This window comes from Acinetobacter sp. YH12219 (assembly GCF_013417875.1).
GTDB lineage: Bacteria > Pseudomonadota > Gammaproteobacteria > Pseudomonadales > Moraxellaceae > Acinetobacter > Acinetobacter amyesii.
On record NZ_VPDC01000001.1, the window covers coordinates 195,993 to 214,266 of the forward strand.

Consider the following 18,274-nt stretch of genomic DNA (forward strand, 5'->3'; position numbering starts at 1 on the left):
AGATCTTTATATCGAAATAATACGATATAAAACGCCTAATGTATATCGAATAAATTCGATATATTGATTGGGCTGTGTAAAAAGACAACTTTAGATATATCTAAACTTTTTTTATATACAAAAAAAGCACCCGAAGGTGCTGATTTTTTTCCATTGAAATATATCGATTACCGTTTACCGTTTTTGTACCAACCTAAGTGACGACCATTGTCTCCACGGTAGCCTCGGTCGTTATAGCTATAATTATTGGTACGATAGCCACGGTTGTTATAACGACGGTCATAGCGATCATCATAACGACCATTATAGCGGTCATCATAGCGACGGTCTTCAGACACTTTTTTACCTAGTGCAGAACCACCAGCTGAACCAAGTGCAGCACCGATATAACCACCGTTTGTGCCGCCCATGTTTTTACCTACGGTATAACCACCTGCGCCACCAAGTGCACCACCGATGATGGCACCATTACGGTCACGTTTGTTTGCCGATGCTGCTGCACCTGCACCGCCACCAATTGCTGAACCAATCATTGCGCCAGTTTGGCCGCCAACTTGGTTACCGATTGCTGCACCAACAACACCACCTAAAGCAGATGTTAATGCAGTATTGGTGCTATTACCTGCATGTGTTGCAGTCATAGTAAGTGCTGAAGCGGCAATTGCTGCACTGAATAGAATTTTATTAATTTTCATTTTTAAACTCCTTACGAAGCATGATGTTTATCTGTTGATATCAATATATGAAAACACATAGCGAATATTTGGAGCGTGATGTGAAATAAAATACGTGTTCCGTTGCTGCAATGTAAATTTTGCACTTTATTTCTACATGATTGATGACTTGGTTGGAGGGAAGGCAAATCTAAATATTTATCAGGAGCAATAAATAAAGTTGTATTTATCATTTGAAAAAAGGCGATACATAAAAAAGCACCCGAAGGTGCTATTTTCACTATTCAATAAGGACTCACTAATTTTGAATTAGTGACGACGACGGTAACGTTTTTTGTATTTACGTTCTTGGTGTTTGTCGTAAGCTTTATCTTTAGAGATTTTATTACCTAGAGCAGCACCACCAGCAGCACCTAGTGCAGAACCAATGTAACCACCGTTTGTACCGCCCATGCTTTTACCAACGGTATAACCTGTACCGCCACCTAAAGCACCACCGATTGCAGATTCTGTACGGTTACGTTTATTACTTGCTACCGCAGCACCACCAGCACCACCAAGAGCAGCACCAATTGTAGCGCCGGTATTACCGCCCATGTTTTTACCAATTGCAGTACCTGCAACACTACCTAATGCACTAGCTGCAGCAACGCGTGTTGTACTATCTGCATTTGCAGACACAGTGAACATAGAAGCAGTTGCTAGAGTGGCTGTCATTAAAAGAGTATTCAGTTTCATAGTTCACTCCATGTCCTTCATAAACGCGAGGACTTTTTGATAATCATTTCGATGGCAGTAAATGTAACAAAACTATTCGCTATAAATATGGAGAGCTTTCACTTTATTTAGTGATTTGAGTGTCTAGTTTGTATAAGTTTTATTAATATTGTGAAAAAAAAGGTCGAATGCTGAAAATCTGTACGACTTTATGGAGAAAGGTAGGAGTGATGAAGTTCACACTTTGATATTTAGGGTCATTGATAGGCCAAAAAACAATATATATGTCATTTCAGACCCATTATCGGTACACTAGCCCCATTATTTTGAATTTTGGCATATCCGTGAAAGTTTAGCGGTAGAGCCTGTGTATTGAGATTTTTTGAAAAATGAAAGAATCGTTACGTTTACGATTAGATCAGCTCTCTGACCGTCACGAAGAATTAAATGCATTACTCGCAGATGTAGAAGTCATTTCAGACAATAAACGTTTCCGTCAGTTGTCTCGTGAGCATAGTGATTTATCTGAAATCACTGAAGTTTGGAAAAAATACCGTCAAGCAGAAGAAGATATTGAAACTGCTGAAGTGATGATGACGGATCCAGATTTCAAAGAAATGGCCGTTGAAGAAATTAAAGAAAATAAAGCTTTGATTGGTCAGCTTGAAGCAGACTTAAACATTCTGATGATTCCAAAAGATCCGAATGATGCGAACTCTGCTTATTTAGAAATCCGTGCCGGAACAGGTGGTGACGAAGCTGCAATTTTCTCGGGTGACTTGTATCGCATGTACAGTAAATATGCTGAATCACAAGGTTGGCGTATTGAAGTGTTGTCTGAAAATGACGGCGAACACGGCGGTTATAAAGAAGTGATTTGCCTCATCAATGGTGAAGGTGTATATGGTCGCTTAAAATTTGAAAGTGGCGCGCATCGTGTACAGCGTGTGCCTGCAACTGAGTCACAAGGTCGTGTTCATACTTCGGCATGTACTGTTGCGATTTTGCCGGAAGTTGATGTAGACACTAGTGTTGAAATTAATCCTTCAGAATTACGTATTGATACCTATCGTGCCTCTGGTGCAGGTGGTCAACACATTAACAAAACTGACTCTGCTGTGCGTATTACCCATATTCCAACGGGTACAGTTGTAGAATGTCAGGATGAACGTTCACAGCATAAAAACAAAGCCAAAGCGATGGCGCTGTTGGTTTCTCGTTTAGAAAATGCCAAACGCGCAGCGGCAGATGCAGCGACATCTGAAATGCGTCGTGACTTAGTAGGTTCTGGTGACCGTTCTGAGCGTATTCGTACCTATAACTATCCACAAGGCCGTATGACTGATCATCGTATTAATTTAACTTTGTATAAGTTAGATGCTGTGATGGAAGGTGATTTGACTGAATTGCTAGATAGTTTGCATCGTGAATATCAAGCCGATCAGTTGGCGTTATTAGCACAGCAGAATGGTGGCTAATGAATATTGCAGAGGCTTTGGCCTATCGTGGGGAACCTGAAAGTTATGAACGTCAGGAAAATGCGTGGTTGTTAGAACATATCACCAAGATTGATTCTTTTGATTTAATCATGAAAAAGGATCAAGAATTAACAGCTGAGCAAGAACAACAATATGTCGCATCACTTGCACGTATTGCAGCAGGTGAGCCTTTGGCTTATGTCACAGGTTCTCAGCCATTTTGGACGCTAGACTTAAAAGTGACTAAAGACACTTTGGTGCCACGTCCTGATACGGAAGTACTCGTTGAAACTGTACTGCGTTTAGAACTTCCTGAAGATGCTCGTGTGGTGGATTTAGGAACAGGAACTGGTGCTGTAGCGTTATCATTAGCCAGTGAACGTCCAGATTGGTCAATTGTGGCTTCGGATATTTACGAACCTACATTGGAAGTCGCTGAGTTTAATGCCAAAAAGCATGATCTTGAACATGTGCAGTTTGTCTTAGGTTCTTGGTTGAAACCCTTTGGTCGTGCTTTCTTTGATGTAATTGTGTCAAATCCGCCGTATATCGATGCTGATGATGTACACATGAAGGATTTGGCAACAGAGCCTGAACGTGCTTTGGTTGCAGATAATCATGGGCTTGCAGATCTTGAACAAATCATTCTTCAAGCCAAAAAACATTTAACCGTGAATGGTTGGGTGGTGCTCGAACATGGTTATGACCAAGGTGAAGCGGTCAGACATTTGTTCTTACAAGCTGGGTATCGAAATGTTCGGACTGTAAAAGATTATGGTGGCAATGACCGTGTCAGTTTAGGCCAGTGGCAACACTGATTTGGTGTTAGAGAAATAGTCAAAAATAAAGCGCATTGAATGCGCTTTATTTTTATATTCGATCAATGCTTACATTGGGTAGTCTTGTAAGCTATCGAAAACTTCAACTTGTTCTAAAGCTGCTGTTTCTACTGCAAGACAGTAAGCAATAATTTTTGCAGTTGCATTCACTAAATTTTCATCTTTTAGATTTGCACCTGCTTGAATTGCTTCAATGTCATCTGCTTGGATATCCAGTGCATGAGCAACTTCAACTGCATTTTCAGTGCTAAAAAATTGTGAGATCAAATTTTGCAAATCGATATCTGCGACAGTTTTAAGCTGTTCATGAAACAGTTCATCAATTGCGTCAATCTGAGTGAAAAGAGAATCTGAAAAGTTTTGAACAAGTTGTTGTTCAAGAACATCAATCATCTTAAGCATAGGAAAGCCTTTCAAGGAGATGCAGGAGAATTGGAATATAAATAAGCAAAGTGCTTTAAATTGAGTGAAAAATAACCTAATTAGACTAAAGTAGCAATCGTTCAAGGATGAATGGTCAGTCTATTTATTGAATATTTTTAAGTTATTGATTTTCTATTAATTAGATGAATATTCAATTTATAAATAGCGAATATCAAATTTTAGGCCTTGAATTCAGGCGCATTATTTTGTCGATACGCACCGGGACTGACACCTGTCCATTTTTTAAAAGCCCGATGAAAAGCACTCGGATCATGAAAATTTAGTTCTTCACTGATATCTTGTAAGCTTTTATCGGTATGGGTTAAAAAATCGATGGCAGTATCACGTCGGATATCATTTTTGAGTTGTTGATAACTCACACCTTCACTTTTAAGACGGCGATGCATCGTGGCTTCCGACATATTCATTTTGACTGCCAACTCATAAAACTCTAACCATTCGGCAGGAGAAACGTCTAAGAGTTGTTTGCGAATTTGGCTGCTAAGTGCATACGGGTTTTTAAAACGAACCAAGAGGTTTTCAGGCGTTTGTTGTAGGAATTGATACCAGGAACGTGTGTCTTGTTTGATGGGAAGGCTTAAATAACTGGCATCGAGCTGTATATAGTTTTGACTGGCTTGGTAATGAATATTTTCGCAGAAGCGAACTTTATAGTCGTGATCATCAAGCGGTGCATCACATTTAAATTGGATTTGGTTTAATAAAATCCGTTGACCACTTAGCCAGCACAGTAGCGTGTGGATGAGCATTAAATATGTGGCATAGCTGAACATGCGTTTAGGCGCATGTTGGTCATAGATCACGATATAAGCAAAGTGATCTTCAATGGTTAAATCGCTATGTAAGTCATCTAAAACCAGATTTAAAAATTGTAGGATTTGCTTGAGTGCATCACCCAATGTGCTGTTATGCATGACCATTTTCGACAGTAGCTTAAAACTACCACGTCGCATAGCATGCCGATCCATGCCAAAAAATTCATCATCCATCACATCTGCAAGATGAGTCCATAAAGCCGCATATTGTGAAACGGAAACTCTGGTTTTACTCGATAGCAGTAACTCTGAGGGTATACCAGACTTTTGTAAAATAGCAGAAATATCAAAGTGCTTTTTTTGCGCATCGTGTAATGCTTCATGCACCAAGTCGATAGAAATCGTCCCTTTGCTGTATTCGAGTCCATGCTTCGGCATATGTGCGGATAGGTCCTTGTTCAGAATTGTCCAAATACATCAGAAAAGATGCAACATTTGGAAATTGTACTGAATAAATTCTCTGTTTACTCTGCATCTTAAGTCGAATTTAAAACAAGACATCGTAAATAGGGAAATGCTATGGACATTAAAGGAAAAGTTTTTGTTGTGACAGGTGGTGCATCAGGACTAGGCGCTGCGACAGCAACACATCTGATTGGCTTGGGTGCCAAAGTGATTATTGTGGATATGAATCATGAGCATGGCGAAGCGATGCAACGTCAACTAGGTGATCATGCCAAATTTGTTCAATTGGATGTCACTGATGAACAAGCGGTCGGCGCTTTCTTTGCACAAGTTGAAGCTGAATTTGGTCAACTCAATGGCTTAGTGAACTGTGCAGGTATCGCACCCTCTGCAAAAGTTTTAGGGCGTGACGGATTACATGATTTGGCGATGTTCCAAAAAGTATTAAATATTAATGTTTCAGGTACATTCAACATGCTGCGCTATGCGGCACAACTGATTGCTAAATATGAATTAAAAGCAGGTGAAGAAGAGCGTGGCGTGATTGTGAATACGGCGTCGGTTGCAGCTTTTGATGGTCAAATTGGTCAGTCGGCTTATGCAGCATCTAAAGGGGCAGTGGTTGCAATGACATTACCTCTTGCACGTGAGCTTGCACGTGAGTCGATTCGTGTGATGACCATTGCTCCGGGCATTATGGAAACGCCGATGCTCAAAGGCTTGGCACAAAATGTACAAGATGCTTTGGGGCAAATGGTGCCTTTCCCACCACGCTTAGCAAAACCACAAGAGTTTGCAAAATTAGTGACGCATATTTTTGAAAACGCTTATCTCAATGGCGAAGTGATACGTCTTGATGGCGCGATTCGTATGCAGCCTAAATAGTTATTTATTAAAACTGCTTATTCAGGCTTCTACGACGGAGTCTTATCGAGAATAACTTCGTTGACAGTAGCTCATCTCATTACTTTTGTTTCGGCAAAAGTAACCAAAACCATTGTCATTTGCAAAACTCGTCATCAAGTATTTATTGATTTATAGGTCGCAGAAACATTTGAGATTAATGGCGTCCTGCCTCAGACAGTTGCAAATGACGTCGTCGTGTATCCAACTTTGCTTTATACAGCCAAAGTATTTTTAATTCCGCAGTTATCCAAAAATTAAAGCTATACACGCTATAAAAGATTTAGAAAAGGAAGTCTCATGATTTTAAATGATGAACAAAAAATGGTTCAGGACATGATGCGAAGTTATTCGCAAGAAAAACTGAAACCGACGGCAGCAGAGCGTGACAAAACGGCATCATTTCCTGCACAAGAGCTAAAGGAACTTGGTGAGCTGGGTGCTTTAGGCATGACGGTTTCGGACGAATGGGGTGGTGCAGGTTTAGACTATGTGTCTTTGGTTGTTGCCTTAGAGGAAATTGCTGCAGGTGATGGTGCGATTTCGACAATTGTCAGCGTACAAAACTCACTGCCATGTGGCATTACGCAGCGTTATGGTACAGAAGCACAAAAAGAAAAATACTTAAAAAAATTAGCCACTGGCGAATGGTTAGGTTGTTTTTGCCTAACAGAACCACAAGTGGGTTCAGATGCGAGCGCACTGGAATGCAAAGCGGAGCGTGATGGTGACGAGTGGGTATTAAATGGCACCAAGCAATTTATTACCACAGGAAAACATGCCCAAGTAGCCTTGGTTTTTGCGGTAACGGACAAGTCTGCAGGTAAAAAAGGGATTTCGTGCTTTTTAGTGCCGACGGATGCACCAGGTTATATCGTATCGCGATTAGAAGAAAAAATGGGTCAGCATTGTTCCGATACAGCAACTATTGTTTTAGATCACTGTCGTATTCCTGCAGACAGTCTCTTAGGCCAAGAGGGTGAAGGTTATAAAATTGCCTTATCAAACCTAGAGTCAGGTCGAATTGGTATTGCAGCGCAGTCTGTGGGTATGGCACGAGCAGCATTAGATGCTGCCGTTGAATATGCCAATGAACGCAAGGCATTTGGGGTGGAGATTGTACAGCATCAGGCCGTGGCATTTCGCCTAGCAGATATGGCCACCCAAATTGAGGCAGCACGCCAATTGATCTTCCATGCAGCGACGTTAAAAGATGCCGGTTTTCCATGTTTAAAAGAAGCCTCAATGGCGAAACTTTTTGCATCGACGATGGCTGAACGTGTGTGTTCAGATGCCATTCAAATCCATGGGGGCTACGGTTATGTATCTGATTTTCCAGTAGAACGAATATATCGTGATGTGCGTGTCAGTCAAATTTATGAAGGTGCATCGGACATTCAGCGGCTGGTGATAGCACGTGAAGTAACCAAAGGTAGCTGATTAAAAAATAGACTTTAGTCGATGTTCAAACCCTGCAATGGCGTTGATGGTTATGGAAATTGCAGGGGATATCCAAACATGGTTATCTAGGTATAGACAGTCTAAGAATAGGTAATTTACGAATAGATAGTTTAACAAAGTATAAGTTACAAAACTAAAAACCGACATTGCAATCGGTGTATGGAATAGCAGTAAAAGCGAACGTGGCAAAGGAATCGTCACGGATACGCAGCGGTATAACAACAAGATCAATAAACCTCAAAGTATTGCACTTTGAATCATAGAGAACAGGATAGGAATTGTCGTCATGAAGACACTAGAACAAGCATATCGTGATTTTAATTTTGAAAAGATTGTTACAGAACAATTGGTCGGTACGCCAAGTTCAATCAATGCTTATGATGAATGTTGTGGGCGCTATGTTGGGCAAAATAGAACTGCGCTGATCTGGGAAAGTAAAAATGGTGAATCTGAGCAATGGACTTTTGAGCAATTAGATTTAGCTTCTGCACAATTGGCGAATTATTATCAGCGCATTGGACTGAAAGCAGGTGATTGCATTGCAGGTCTATTACCACGCACAGCAGAGTTGTTGATTACTATTTTGGCAACATGGCGTATAGGGGCAATTTATCAGCCGTTGTTTACGGCATTTGAGTCTAAAGCGATTGAACATCGGGTGCAAACTGCGGGAACAAAGCTGATTGTAACCAACACTGAGCAACGCTCAAAACTCAATCATATTGATTTACCACATATTTTAACCGTGCATGCCGATCAAGCAATTCAGACAGATCCTGACTTTTGGTCAGAGCTGCAACTGCATGACACCACATTTAACTCAGTACCGCGTTCATTTGATGATGAATTTTTAATGATGTTTACCTCAGGAACGACCGGTTTAGCCAAGTCTGTCCCTGTGCCGCACAAAGCGTTGTTGGCATTTAAAGGGTATATGACACATGCGGTTGATTTGCGTGATGAAGATTCATTTTGGAATTTGGCAGATCCGGGCTGGGCTTATGGTTTGTACTATGGAATTGCAGGGCCTTTAAGTTTAGGGCACAGCATTATTATGGATGAACGGGCTTTTAGTGTTGATCATGCACTTCAAGTCATTAAAAAATATAAAGTCAGTAATTTGACCGGTTCACCAACGGCATTTCGTATGTTCTTTGGGTTTAAAGAAAAATTTGATGAACCCATAAAATCACATTTACGGGTTGTGAGTAGCGCAGGAGAGCCACTAACGCCCGAAGTGATTCAATGGTTTAATCACGACTTAAACGTCAATATTTATGACCAATATGGACAAACGGAACTCGGTATGGTGATTGCAAATCATCATGCTTTAGAACACTACAAAAAAGTGGGTTCAGCCGGTTTTGCTATACCGGGACATCGTTTCGCGGTGCTTGATAAAGACCATCAAGAAATTGAACGTGGTGGGATTGGAACATTGGCATTAGACTGGTCGCAATCTCCACTCATGTGGTTCACGGGCTATGGCGGCAATAACCGTAAAGCCTTTGTCGGGAACTACTATTTAACTGGTGATACTGTTCGTTTAAACGAAGAAGGCGGCATTGATTTTGTAGGACGTGCTGACGATGTCATTACAACATCAGGCTATCGTGTAGGACCTTTCGATGTGGAAAGTACATTATTAGAGTGCGAAGAGGTTTTAGAATCGGCAGTTGTCGGTAAGCCTGATCCTGAGCGTACAGAATTGGTCAAAGCTTTTGTGGTATTGAAACCACAATATCAAGCAAGTTCAGAACTCATGGACAAGCTACAAGCTTATGTACGATCTCGTTTATCCAAGCATGCTTATCCAAAAGAAATTGAATTTGTAGATGGGTTGCCTAAAACATCGAGTGGAAAAATCCAACGTAACTTATTAAAGCAACAAGAAGTGGCCAAAGCGCAATTAATTCAAAAGGTCAGTTAAGTTTAGGCTGAGATAGATTAAAGGAAAGGCTGCGTAAATGCAGCCTTTTTTGATTTGCTTATTTAAGTTGGATAATAATTATTTTTGAGTTTGCAATTTTAATGCTGAGACATCGGTAAATGTTTTGGAAAGCTAATGAGGCAAAGCTGTGCAGAAATAAGTGCACAAGCAAACATGATTGTGACTAAACCTAAGCTGCCAAAATTACTAAATTTACCGGTTAAAGTTGTAATGATCGCACCAAAGCCAAATTGTAAAGCACCTAATAATGCAGATGCTGTACCAGCATTTTTATGCTGAAACATAAGAGCCAAATGGCTTCCGGTAGGCATAATGAAACCTAAAAGTGCAACGGCGATAAATAGTGCGCTACAGAAGAATATTAGATTTGAATAGCCTGAGCATTGTGCAAGGAGCAATACAGCCATAATGAGTAAGAAACTGCTGTTCATGATTTTATAGGCATTCAGTGGTCCAAATTTTTCATGCACTTTGGGGTTAAAGATTGCAGCAGCAATTAAACCAAATGCATTGAATGCAAAGAGCAGGCTAAATTGGGTAGAACTCAACTGATACTCACTGATAAATACACTGGCTGAACCAGCGATATAGGCAAAGAAGCCAGCTTGTGCAATACACAGTGTGAGTGAGTAAATGATGAACTTACGATCCCTGATAATTTGCCCATATAATTTGATGGTTTGTGAGAGCTTGAATTGTTGACGCAATTCCACTTGACGTGTTTCAGGGAGTAGCATTGCAACGGCTGCCAATACAATCGCGGCATATACGGCTAAAAAAATAAAAATATTTCGCCATGAACCTAAAGCCTGTAAGCCATCGCCAATTAGAGGTGCAGCCACCGGTGAAAGGCCTAATATCGCCAAAACCATTGACATCATTTTGCCCATTGCCGGGCCTTGAAACTGATCTTTGATAATCGCAAAGGCAATCACCATCCCAATTGAACCACCTAAACCTTGAATAAAGCGAATCCATTGTAATTGTTCAACGCTTTGTGCAAATGTGCAGCCGATCGAGCCTAAAATATAAATCCCTAAACCTAAGTAAATAAGCGGCTTACGGCCAAATTTATCCGATAGTGGGCCATACATCAGCTGGCCAAGCATTAAACCCACAAAAAATGTCATCAAACTCAGTTGGATCGCACCTTCGCTACTCCCTAAAGATGTTGCCATAACGGGAATGCTTGGTAGGTACATATCAATACCTATCGGGCCGATGGTTGCGAGTAATGCAATGAGTATGGGCATTGCACGTGTATTTGATGCTGTCATAATGTGGTTGGATCTTGTGGAAAGCAGCGCATTCTGAAACTTATCGGTTTCCTAAGTCAAAGAGAGCAGCATTGGCAAAACTAGGCCGTCCTTTGGTCATGTCGGCAGAACAGCGGCGTGCAGAAATTTTTTCTATTGCAGAACAACTCTTTGGTGAGAAGGGCTTTGAAAATGTCACCATGTCTGAAATTGCGACCGCAGCAGGTATGTCTAAAAAAACGCTATATGTGTATTTTTCTGATAAACGTGAACTGCTTATTTCATTGGTTGAGTCGTCCTATATCTGGACTGAAGATGCTTTTGATGCCAATAGTTTAGATCGTGTGTTGGCCTTGCAAAATCAACTGAAGAAAATCGCTGAGCATGTCCTGTCCGAGCGGCATATCAAGTTGTGCCGACTGGCGATTGCAGAGCGTGTAGGTGTTGATGGTATAAGTGATACTTTTTATGAAAAAGGTATCGCCAAAAGCCGAGATCATTTGATTCATACTGTGAGTCATATTCCAAGTGCCCAATTTGTATTGAACTTAAATGCAGATATCATGGCGGATATGTTATTTGGTGCAACCATTTCGAAGCCTTTCGTCGATTTACTATTTTTAAATCAGCAGATCGATATGCAGCAGGTGTATACGGCAATTGAACAAAGTATTCAGGCTTTGTTTAAAATGTGAATGCCTAAATTTTCATAGCAAAATTGAATATTTATTTTCGTCCTTATCTTTGGATTGCTCGTTATAATGGCCTCGGTTTTATGTTTTAAATGAGATAGCAGAACATGGATGCACAGCTCGATCTAGATTCAGACATGGAATTAAGTGATGATGAAATGCATCTATACAGCCGTCAAATATTGCTTGATGGTTGGGACATCGATGCGCAAGAGAAGCTAAAACTTGCCAATGTACTCATCGTAGGGTGTGGTGGAATTGGTTGTACTACAGCCGAATTATTGGCACGTGCAGGCGTCGGACAAATTACTTTAATCGATGCAGATCGCATTGAAATCAGTAATTTGCAACGACAAATCGCGTATATCGAACACGATGTAGGTTTTTATAAAGCTGAAATTTTGGCTAAACGCTTACAAGCGATTAACCCGCATATCCGAGTGCAAAGCTATACCACAAAATTAGATGAAAGCAACGCAAAGATATTGATTTCACAGCAAGATTTGGTTCTCGACGGTTGTGATAATTTCAGCACGCGTTATTTGGTCAATGCAAGCTGCGTAGAAAATAGTGTGGCGCTGATTAGTGCTTCTGCAATTGGCTTTCAAGGGCAGTTATTTATGGTTGAAGCCGATGCTGCCTGTTATGAATGTTTATTTCCAAAAGAACATCATACCAGTGAAAGTTTGCGCTGTGCAGACTCGGGTGTGCTTGCAACCACACCAAATGTTATGGCAAGTTTGCAAGCACATCATGCCTTACTCTATTTGGGTTTGGGGACGACAGCACTGAAACAAAAGCTTTTGTTGTGGGATGGTCGGTCAATGAAACAAAAAATTCTCGCTTTTGAAAAAGATCCCGATTGTCCAATCTGTCAGGCAAGATAAAGCAGCAAGCCCTTATTTTTTTGCTACACTCACGTTAATTATTTTTTTCTAAGACATTATGAAAAACAATATCTGGTTAGATGGAATTCGCTCGGTTGCCCGCATGGGTGAGACCGCTGTCGTTGCGGCGAAAGCCGGCTTTAAATATGCAACTGAAAAACCAAGTAACGCAAAATTAATGCGTGAAACTTTTGAATCACTAGGTTCAACCTATATTAAATTGGGTCAATTTATTGCCAGTACACCTTCTTTATTTCCGCGTGAATATGTCGAAGAGTTCCAAGGCTGTTTAGATCAGACACCGTCATTGCCGTTTAGTTATGTGCAGCAGGTATTGGCTTCAGAATTTGCTGGTCGTAATTTAGATGAAATATTTGCTTCAATTGATGAAAAGCCTTTGGCTTCTGCATCGATTGCACAGGTGCATGCCGCTAAATTGGTCACTGGTGAAAATGTTGTTATTAAGGTGCAAAAACCGGGTGTCGAGACGATTCTCTATACAGATTTAAACGTCTTACATTGGGCTACTAAACTGGTCGAAAAAGCTGTACCCAAAGTCAAATTTGCTTCACTTGCAGATATCGTTGAAGAAATTAAAGTTCGCATGGTACGTGAGGTGGACTTTATTGAAGAAGCTCAAAATCTTGACGACTTTGTGAATTATCTGAACGTAACTCAAAACAAAGCCGCAACAGCACCAAAGGTTTATCACCAATATTCAACACGTCGTGTCTTAACCATGGAACGTTTATACGGCGTGCCATTGACCGATTTTGACGTGGTCAAGAAAGTCGCTAAAGATCCATCGCAAGTTTTGGTGACAGCGATGAATACATGGTTTGGCAGCTTGATGTTATGTAACAGTTTCCATGCAGACTTACATGCAGGCAACCTGATGCTGCTAGAAGATGGTCGAGTAGGCTTCATCGATTTTGGTATCGTGGGCCAGTTGAAACCTGAAGTGTGGACAGCATGTATTGCGTTTATGGATGCCCTACAAAAAACTGACTACAACTTGATGGCTGAAAACATGCTGAAAATGGGCATGACGGCTGTCAAAATTGACACACAAGTCTTAGCTGCCGATTTAGAGCGTTTATTTAGCGGTGTGCTTTTGGCTGATCCACAGGAATTATTAACCTCAAATCCTGCCGATTTGAATGACATCATGATGGATATGGTACAAGTCGGAGAGCGTCATGGTATTCGCTTCCCACGTGACTTCGCTTTATTATTCAAACAAATGTTGTACTTTGACCGCTTTATGCGCATCCTTGCGCCATATACTGATATTTATGCAGACCAGCGTATTCAAATGGTGCAGACTATGGACCCTAATTTATTGTTGAAGCAATAATTTAGCCGCAAGATATAAATAAAACCCTCCTTCTTTAACAGGAGGATTTTATCGATGTTTAAGATTTTAATTTGAGTGTAAGAATGGACGCAATTATCATTGAAGGTTTGAAAGTTGAGACCGTCATCGGCTGTTTCAATTGGGAGCGTCAGATTATTCAGCCTTTGATGCTCGACCTCAATATTCAAACCAGTTTAGCGCAGGCGGCTCAGTCAGATGAGCTTGAAGATACCTTGAATTATGCTGAAATTTGCGAAATATCAGCCAAAGTCATTCAAACTGCTCAACCTAAATTGATCGAACATGCAGCAAAACTGGTGATTGATGCACTTTTCGCTACCTATGACAGTATTGAATCTATTATGATTACCATCCGGAAGCCTGCCATTATCGCGCAAGCCAATTCTGTAGGAATTCGTCTTGAACGCCACCGAAACGATTTTCGCCCTAGCTCTGGCGAGTAATTTCAATCCCAAACTGCATTTTCAACTGGCTTTACGTCAAATTCAGGCTTTGGGTCATGCTGAATTTTCCAAAATTTATGTGATTCCTTGTCGTGATGGCATTGGGGCGGATTATTGGAATGCAGCTTGTTTGGTGAAAAGCAGTTTATCTGTAGATGAAATCAGCACCTTACTGAAAAAAATGGAAGCAGACTCAGGTCGTGTTCGTCCGTCTCATAATATCGCTTTGGATCTAGATCTGATCGCGTGGGGCGAAGGCTTAGCGCACATGCAATTTAATCCGAAAAAACTGCCATTAGCACTCGATGTTAAAATTCCAATGTTCGACATTTGGAAAAATGAGATGTTTGAACATCCAGCACATCAATTTCCTATGGTGAGTTGTCAAAAAGTTTTAGTGGATTGAGCGAATGAAACGCAATGTTTTCAATGCACATGAGTGGTATTTCAAACTGACCTAACTATGCTAGATAAACAATAACAAAAATATTCAAATCCTGTCATGGTATGCGCTAGCGTATAGGCTGTCGCAGGATTACATTATCTTTTTTAGCTTCAAAATAATGATATGAACTGGACTGATCTGATTCAGCATTATGGCTATATTGCGATTTTTATTGGCACATTGTTTGAGGGAGAAACAGTGCTGATGATTGGCGCCTATGCCGTCCATCAACACATACTTCATTTTCCAATGTTGATTGCAGTGGCGATGTTGGGCAGTTTTATTGGCGATCAGTTTTATTATCAAATGGGCGCTCGCTATGGGCAAAAACTTATCCAGTCGAATGCAGAATTTGCACAAAAATTCGATCGTGCGAGCCAGTTTATTGAACGTTATCCTATTTTGACCATTTTATTTATGCGCTTTGCTTGGGGTTTTAGAACTATTTTACCTATTGCAGTAGGTGTGCGTGCTTATCCTGTTTGGAAATATGTGCTGATTAATCTGGTTGCCTGTTTTATTTGGGCGATGTTGGTCGCAACGATTGGCTTCCAAATCAGTCATTATTTACATCTATTTTGGGCGAAAATGCTGCCTTATCATCAAGATATTTACATCGTTATTGCCGTTATTTTATGTATCGTATTCTTCCGTGTGCTCTATACGGTGTTGAAGTGGTGGCGTAAGCATCATCAACATTGATAAAGTGAACGTGGCTGATCTGATAAAATCGTCAAAACATAATCAAAAGATTTAAAGGGATATTTAGTGAGCGCAATATGGGCTTAGGTTATGGTGTGGGTGCGGGAGGTTTCCTTATTATTTGCTTTGCGATTTTGGTGCTATTTATTGTCATTGCGATTTGGTTGAGTTGGAATAATTGGTATAAAAAGCAAAAAAATCGACCATATAAAGTAAATGCGGTACTTAAAATTGGTTTATCTGGCGTATTGTTTTTCCCTTTATTTGTTGCAGTAACGCTGGGATTGTTCGTGATTTCAGATCTTAGTTCTGACTATGCAGAGTGGCAGCATCAAAAGAAAATTCATATACAGTTGCAGGAACCCTTAAACTTTGGAGAGGTTGTACTGCCTGAAGGCACGTGGATTAACCGATCATTTGAAACCGATTATACTCTGGAACAGATGACTGATATTCGTCAAGGTTTGACATCGGCTCGTTTTCCACAGCCGATTCAAATAGCTGGATTTGATGTTATTGCATTTGAGCTGCATCGCCATTTATTGCTTGAGTTGGCACATGATCAAACCGTTATGATGAATAACCAAAAAGTAATTTGTCCGGCAGGATGGCTGCTTGAATTAGGGGGATCAGGTTATCCGTCCACTGCACAACGTTATAGTTTGAATTTTGATTGGTTTACACCAAGTCGATGGCAGCCTATAAACTGTTTTGATGGTGAAGGAATTATTGTATTAAAGTCAAAAGATTTCTCATAAAAAAGCCTGCATCATTGCAGGCTTTTTTTTCACTATTTATAAAACTTAGCGAAAATCATTAAATGTAATAACTGGTTTTGGTCATCAGCTTTGAAATACCAGTCATGGCAATACGAACTGGAACAGGAAGGTCTACACCACCTGCATTGAGTGCTGTATCACGGTGATGCAGCTCATCTTCATTCATTTGCACTAAGATTTTACGTGAACGTTCGTCTTGTTCAGGAAGTTGGCGGATGTGATCTTCTAAATGCAGGCTCACTTGACGCTCAGTTTCAGCGACAAAACCTAAGCTGTATTTATCACCGGCAATACCTGCCAATGCACCCATCCCAAAAGAAAGGCCGTACCAAATAGGGTTGAGCAGACTGGTATGGCTGTCTAATTCTTTTAAGCGGTCTTCACACCAAGCCAAATGATCTTGTTCTTCAATCGCAGCTTGTTCCATTTCACGGCGTACATTTGGAAGTTTCGCGGTGAGGGCTTGGCCATGATAAAGCGCTTGAGCACACACTTCACCACTATGGTTGACCCGCATTAGACCTGCCACATGGCGTGCTTCGCTGACTGCAAGTTGAGTCTTTTCAGCAACCGACGGATTATCACGATGTGCAGCCGTTGCTCCGGGAACTAAACTACGTAAGGCCTGATCAAATGAGTGAATAAGTTTGTCGACACCTGTAAATTGACGCATGGATTAATCCTCCAGAGAGACTTGCGTAGTTTGAAGCAAAGGTTTGATGTGTAATAGCAGCCAAATACAAAAGATTGCACTGAGCACTGCGGTTATACAAAAAAGTATCTTAATATCAATCTTTAAAACACTCAGAATGATAATTGAAAATATAGCAGAAGATACCATAAATACCGCATTTAAAATGTTGTTTGCGGCAACGACTCGCGCACGATGTGAGCGTGGAGAGTAAGCTTGCATCATTGCATAGAGCGGAACGATGTAAAAACCACCACTAATACCCAATAAAGTCACGGCAATCATGACATGGTAATAGCCCCAACCTTGATGAAAAACTTCTGAAAGGGTAATAAGTGGGCCAGTTTGAGTCGGGACAAGCGTTAAACTAAGTGCTAAATACAGTGCAAATACCGTTAAACCTACAGCACCGATTGGAACCATCTTAATATTGACTTGGGTGCCGCCCAATTTACGACAAAGCAATGAACCCACGCCCACACCGACAGAGAAAAAGGTCAATAGCAAGCTAACGACATTTTCAGAAGCATGTAGGTTTTGCTGAGTCATTTGTGGAATTTGAGTGAGGTAGGTTGCACCATAAAACCAATACCACGAGTTCCCCAATAAAATGGTAAAAATCAGCGGTAAACTTTTGGCATATTTCATCGTTTGGTAACTGGTACGGAAAAAGTTCCAATCGATTTTTAAATCCGGTGTTGTGACATTTTGCTTAAGAATAAAACGACTGGTGATATAACCTAAAATAGCGATGGTCATCACTGTCAGGCTGATCCACATTAAATTGCCTTGTGATGAAGCAATCACAGCACCACCCAAGATCATCCCGAATAAAATCGCCATGGACGTTGCCGATTGGAAGAGCGCATTGCCTGACATTAGTTCATTGGGCTTTAAAATTTCAGGCAAAATCGCATATTTGATTGGACCAAAAAATGTCGAATGGGTCCCCATCAAAAATAACGCCAGCAATAATAACCATAAATGACTGGTCAGAAAGCCAATACTGCCGATGATCATGATGATAATTTCTAAAATTTTGATACCACGGACAAGTTGTGAACGTTCAAACTTATCTGCGATCTGTCCCGCTGTCGCTGAAAAAATAAAGTAGGGTAAAATAAACAATAATGCAGCTAGATTGTTTAGCGTGCTGATGGGTAATGCCTGTTGTTGGATTAATCCATAGGTGATGACCAACAATAAAGCCTGTTTATAGACATTGTCATTGAGCGCCCCAAAAAATTGGGTCAAAAACATAGGCAGGAAACGGCGTGTACCTAGCAGATGTTCGTTGTTATTCATAAGCGTCTT

General features: G+C 40.7%; 19 protein-coding genes. 12 read left to right on the forward strand and 7 right to left on the reverse strand.

Annotated features, from left to right (window positions below):
* Positions 1–167: 167 nt before the first annotated feature.
* Both FTV04_RS00885 and FTV04_RS00890 read right to left on the reverse strand, forming a co-directional pair.
* Positions 168–695, reverse strand: a complete 528-nt coding sequence (locus FTV04_RS00885) for a hypothetical protein (RefSeq protein ID WP_168377731.1) — start codon at positions 693–695, stop codon at positions 168–170.
* A 288-nt stretch (positions 696–983) separates the two neighbouring features.
* A complete protein-coding gene (locus FTV04_RS00890; protein WP_078193959.1) occupies positions 984–1,412 on the reverse strand; it encodes a glycine zipper domain-containing protein in 429 nt (142 codons plus the stop codon).
* A 368-nt stretch (positions 1,413–1,780) separates the two neighbouring features.
* Between FTV04_RS00890 and prfA the strand changes: the two genes are divergently transcribed.
* Entirely contained in the window at positions 1,781–2,869 is a 1,089-nt protein-coding gene (prfA, locus tag FTV04_RS00895) for a peptide chain release factor 1 (RefSeq protein WP_078193958.1), read from the forward strand.
* On the forward strand, positions 2,869–3,687 hold the full coding sequence (gene prmC / locus FTV04_RS00900; protein ID WP_180084825.1) for a peptide chain release factor N(5)-glutamine methyltransferase: 819 nt from the start codon (positions 2,869–2,871) through the stop codon (positions 3,685–3,687). Before prfA ends, prmC begins: the two co-directional genes overlap by 1 nt.
* A 69-nt stretch (positions 3,688–3,756) precedes the next feature.
* Here the strand turns inward: prmC and FTV04_RS00905 are convergent, their stop codons facing one another.
* Both FTV04_RS00905 and FTV04_RS00910 read right to left on the reverse strand, forming a co-directional pair.
* Positions 3,757–4,110 (reverse strand): hypothetical protein, encoded by a 354-nt coding sequence (locus FTV04_RS00905; RefSeq protein WP_078188566.1) that lies wholly within the window; start codon positions 4,108–4,110, stop codon positions 3,757–3,759.
* 200 nt (positions 4,111–4,310) lie between these two features.
* Positions 4,311–5,345: an AraC family transcriptional regulator gene (locus FTV04_RS00910; protein WP_180088166.1), complete on the reverse strand. Its 1,035-nt coding sequence runs from the start codon at positions 5,343–5,345 to the stop codon at positions 4,311–4,313.
* A gap of 141 nt (positions 5,346–5,486) precedes the next feature.
* On the opposite strand from FTV04_RS00910, the gene FTV04_RS00915 reads away from it, so the two are divergent.
* The 3 genes from FTV04_RS00915 to FTV04_RS00925 all read left to right on the forward strand — a co-directional run bounded on the left by FTV04_RS00915 (position 5,487) and on the right by FTV04_RS00925 (position 9,666).
* Positions 5,487–6,257 carry a 3-hydroxyacyl-CoA dehydrogenase gene (locus FTV04_RS00915; protein ID WP_078188564.1) on the forward strand — a complete coding sequence of 257 codons (771 nt, stop codon included), beginning with the start codon at positions 5,487–5,489 and terminating at the stop codon, positions 6,255–6,257.
* Between the two features lie 318 nt (positions 6,258–6,575).
* Positions 6,576–7,715, forward strand: coding sequence for an acyl-CoA dehydrogenase family protein (locus FTV04_RS00920; RefSeq protein ID WP_180088168.1), 1,140 nt, complete (start codon positions 6,576–6,578; stop codon positions 7,713–7,715).
* Positions 7,716–8,022: 307 nt separating this feature from the next.
* Positions 8,023–9,666: an AMP-binding protein gene (locus FTV04_RS00925; protein WP_180088170.1), complete on the forward strand. Its 1,644-nt coding sequence runs from the start codon at positions 8,023–8,025 to the stop codon at positions 9,664–9,666.
* 98 nt (positions 9,667–9,764) lie between these two features.
* Here FTV04_RS00925 and FTV04_RS00930 read toward each other — a convergent pair whose 3' ends face one another.
* The gene (locus tag FTV04_RS00930; protein WP_257220683.1) at positions 9,765–10,964 is read right to left on the reverse strand and encodes a multidrug effflux MFS transporter; all 1,200 of its coding nucleotides are present in this window, start codon (positions 10,962–10,964) and stop codon (positions 9,765–9,767) included.
* Between the two features lie 71 nt (positions 10,965–11,035).
* Between FTV04_RS00930 and FTV04_RS00935 the strand changes: the two genes are divergently transcribed.
* The 7 genes from FTV04_RS00935 to FTV04_RS00965 all read left to right on the forward strand — a co-directional run bounded on the left by FTV04_RS00935 (position 11,036) and on the right by FTV04_RS00965 (position 16,248).
* Positions 11,036–11,638 (forward strand): TetR/AcrR family transcriptional regulator, encoded by a 603-nt coding sequence (locus FTV04_RS00935; RefSeq protein ID WP_180088172.1) that lies wholly within the window; start codon positions 11,036–11,038, stop codon positions 11,636–11,638.
* 104 nt (positions 11,639–11,742) lie between these two features.
* Positions 11,743–12,522, forward strand: coding sequence for a HesA/MoeB/ThiF family protein (locus tag FTV04_RS00940; RefSeq protein WP_180088175.1), 780 nt, complete (start codon positions 11,743–11,745; stop codon positions 12,520–12,522).
* A 58-nt stretch (positions 12,523–12,580) separates the two neighbouring features.
* On the forward strand, positions 12,581–13,879 hold the full coding sequence (locus FTV04_RS00945; RefSeq protein ID WP_180040380.1) for an AarF/ABC1/UbiB kinase family protein: 1,299 nt from the start codon (positions 12,581–12,583) through the stop codon (positions 13,877–13,879).
* An 83-nt stretch (positions 13,880–13,962) separates the two neighbouring features.
* Positions 13,963–14,343 (forward strand): dihydroneopterin aldolase, encoded by a 381-nt coding sequence (folB, locus tag FTV04_RS00950; RefSeq protein ID WP_078188558.1) that lies wholly within the window; start codon positions 13,963–13,965, stop codon positions 14,341–14,343.
* Positions 14,300–14,749, forward strand: coding sequence for a 2-amino-4-hydroxy-6-hydroxymethyldihydropteridine diphosphokinase (locus tag FTV04_RS00955; protein ID WP_180088177.1), 450 nt, complete (start codon positions 14,300–14,302; stop codon positions 14,747–14,749). Before folB ends, FTV04_RS00955 begins: the two co-directional genes overlap by 44 nt.
* A gap of 162 nt (positions 14,750–14,911) precedes the next feature.
* Entirely contained in the window at positions 14,912–15,490 is a 579-nt protein-coding gene (locus FTV04_RS00960; RefSeq protein WP_257220684.1) for a DedA family protein, read from the forward strand.
* 77 nt (positions 15,491–15,567) lie between these two features.
* Positions 15,568–16,248, forward strand: a complete 681-nt coding sequence (locus FTV04_RS00965; RefSeq protein WP_180088179.1) for a hypothetical protein — start codon at positions 15,568–15,570, stop codon at positions 16,246–16,248.
* A gap of 58 nt (positions 16,249–16,306) precedes the next feature.
* Here the strand turns inward: FTV04_RS00965 and coq7 are convergent, their stop codons facing one another.
* The gene (coq7, locus tag FTV04_RS00970; protein ID WP_180088181.1) at positions 16,307–16,942 is read right to left on the reverse strand and encodes a 2-polyprenyl-3-methyl-6-methoxy-1,4-benzoquinone monooxygenase; all 636 of its coding nucleotides are present in this window, start codon (positions 16,940–16,942) and stop codon (positions 16,307–16,309) included.
* A 3-nt stretch (positions 16,943–16,945) separates the two neighbouring features.
* Positions 16,946–18,265 carry an MFS transporter gene (locus tag FTV04_RS00975; RefSeq protein WP_180088183.1) on the reverse strand — a complete coding sequence of 440 codons (1,320 nt, stop codon included), beginning with the start codon at positions 18,263–18,265 and terminating at the stop codon, positions 16,946–16,948.
* Positions 18,266–18,274: the final 9 nt, after the last annotated feature.

What these genes read in the sequence shown, in the direction of transcription:
- FTV04_RS00885 (WP_168377731.1), bottom strand. Translation starts at nt 695, where the DNA reads ATGAAAATTAATAAAATTCTATTCAGTGCAGCAATTGCCGCTTCAGCA.
- FTV04_RS00940 (WP_180088175.1), top strand. Translation starts at nt 11,743, where the DNA reads ATGGATGCACAGCTCGATCTAGATTCAGACATGGAATTAAGTGATGAT.
- FTV04_RS00920 (WP_180088168.1), top strand. Translation starts at nt 6,576, where the DNA reads ATGATTTTAAATGATGAACAAAAAATGGTTCAGGACATGATGCGAAGT.
- folB (WP_078188558.1), top strand. Translation starts at nt 13,963, where the DNA reads ATGGACGCAATTATCATTGAAGGTTTGAAAGTTGAGACCGTCATCGGC.
- FTV04_RS00905 (WP_078188566.1), bottom strand. Translation starts at nt 4,110, where the DNA reads ATGCTTAAGATGATTGATGTTCTTGAACAACAACTTGTTCAAAACTTT.
- prfA (WP_078193958.1), top strand. Translation starts at nt 1,781, where the DNA reads ATGAAAGAATCGTTACGTTTACGATTAGATCAGCTCTCTGACCGTCAC.
- coq7 (WP_180088181.1), bottom strand. Translation starts at nt 16,942, where the DNA reads ATGCGTCAATTTACAGGTGTCGACAAACTTATTCACTCATTTGATCAG.
- FTV04_RS00965 (WP_180088179.1), top strand. Translation starts at nt 15,568, where the DNA reads ATGGGCTTAGGTTATGGTGTGGGTGCGGGAGGTTTCCTTATTATTTGC.
- FTV04_RS00945 (WP_180040380.1), top strand. Translation starts at nt 12,581, where the DNA reads ATGAAAAACAATATCTGGTTAGATGGAATTCGCTCGGTTGCCCGCATG.
- FTV04_RS00915 (WP_078188564.1), top strand. Translation starts at nt 5,487, where the DNA reads ATGGACATTAAAGGAAAAGTTTTTGTTGTGACAGGTGGTGCATCAGGA.
- FTV04_RS00890 (WP_078193959.1), bottom strand. Translation starts at nt 1,412, where the DNA reads ATGAAACTGAATACTCTTTTAATGACAGCCACTCTAGCAACTGCTTCT.
- FTV04_RS00930 (WP_257220683.1), bottom strand. Translation starts at nt 10,964, where the DNA reads ATGACAGCATCAAATACACGTGCAATGCCCATACTCATTGCATTACTC.
- FTV04_RS00910 (WP_180088166.1), bottom strand. Translation starts at nt 5,345, where the DNA reads ATGCCGAAGCATGGACTCGAATACAGCAAAGGGACGATTTCTATCGAC.
- FTV04_RS00975 (WP_180088183.1), bottom strand. Translation starts at nt 18,265, where the DNA reads ATGAATAACAACGAACATCTGCTAGGTACACGCCGTTTCCTGCCTATG.
- prmC (WP_180084825.1), top strand. Translation starts at nt 2,869, where the DNA reads ATGAATATTGCAGAGGCTTTGGCCTATCGTGGGGAACCTGAAAGTTAT.
- FTV04_RS00960 (WP_257220684.1), top strand. Translation starts at nt 14,912, where the DNA reads ATGAACTGGACTGATCTGATTCAGCATTATGGCTATATTGCGATTTTT.
- FTV04_RS00925 (WP_180088170.1), top strand. Translation starts at nt 8,023, where the DNA reads ATGAAGACACTAGAACAAGCATATCGTGATTTTAATTTTGAAAAGATT.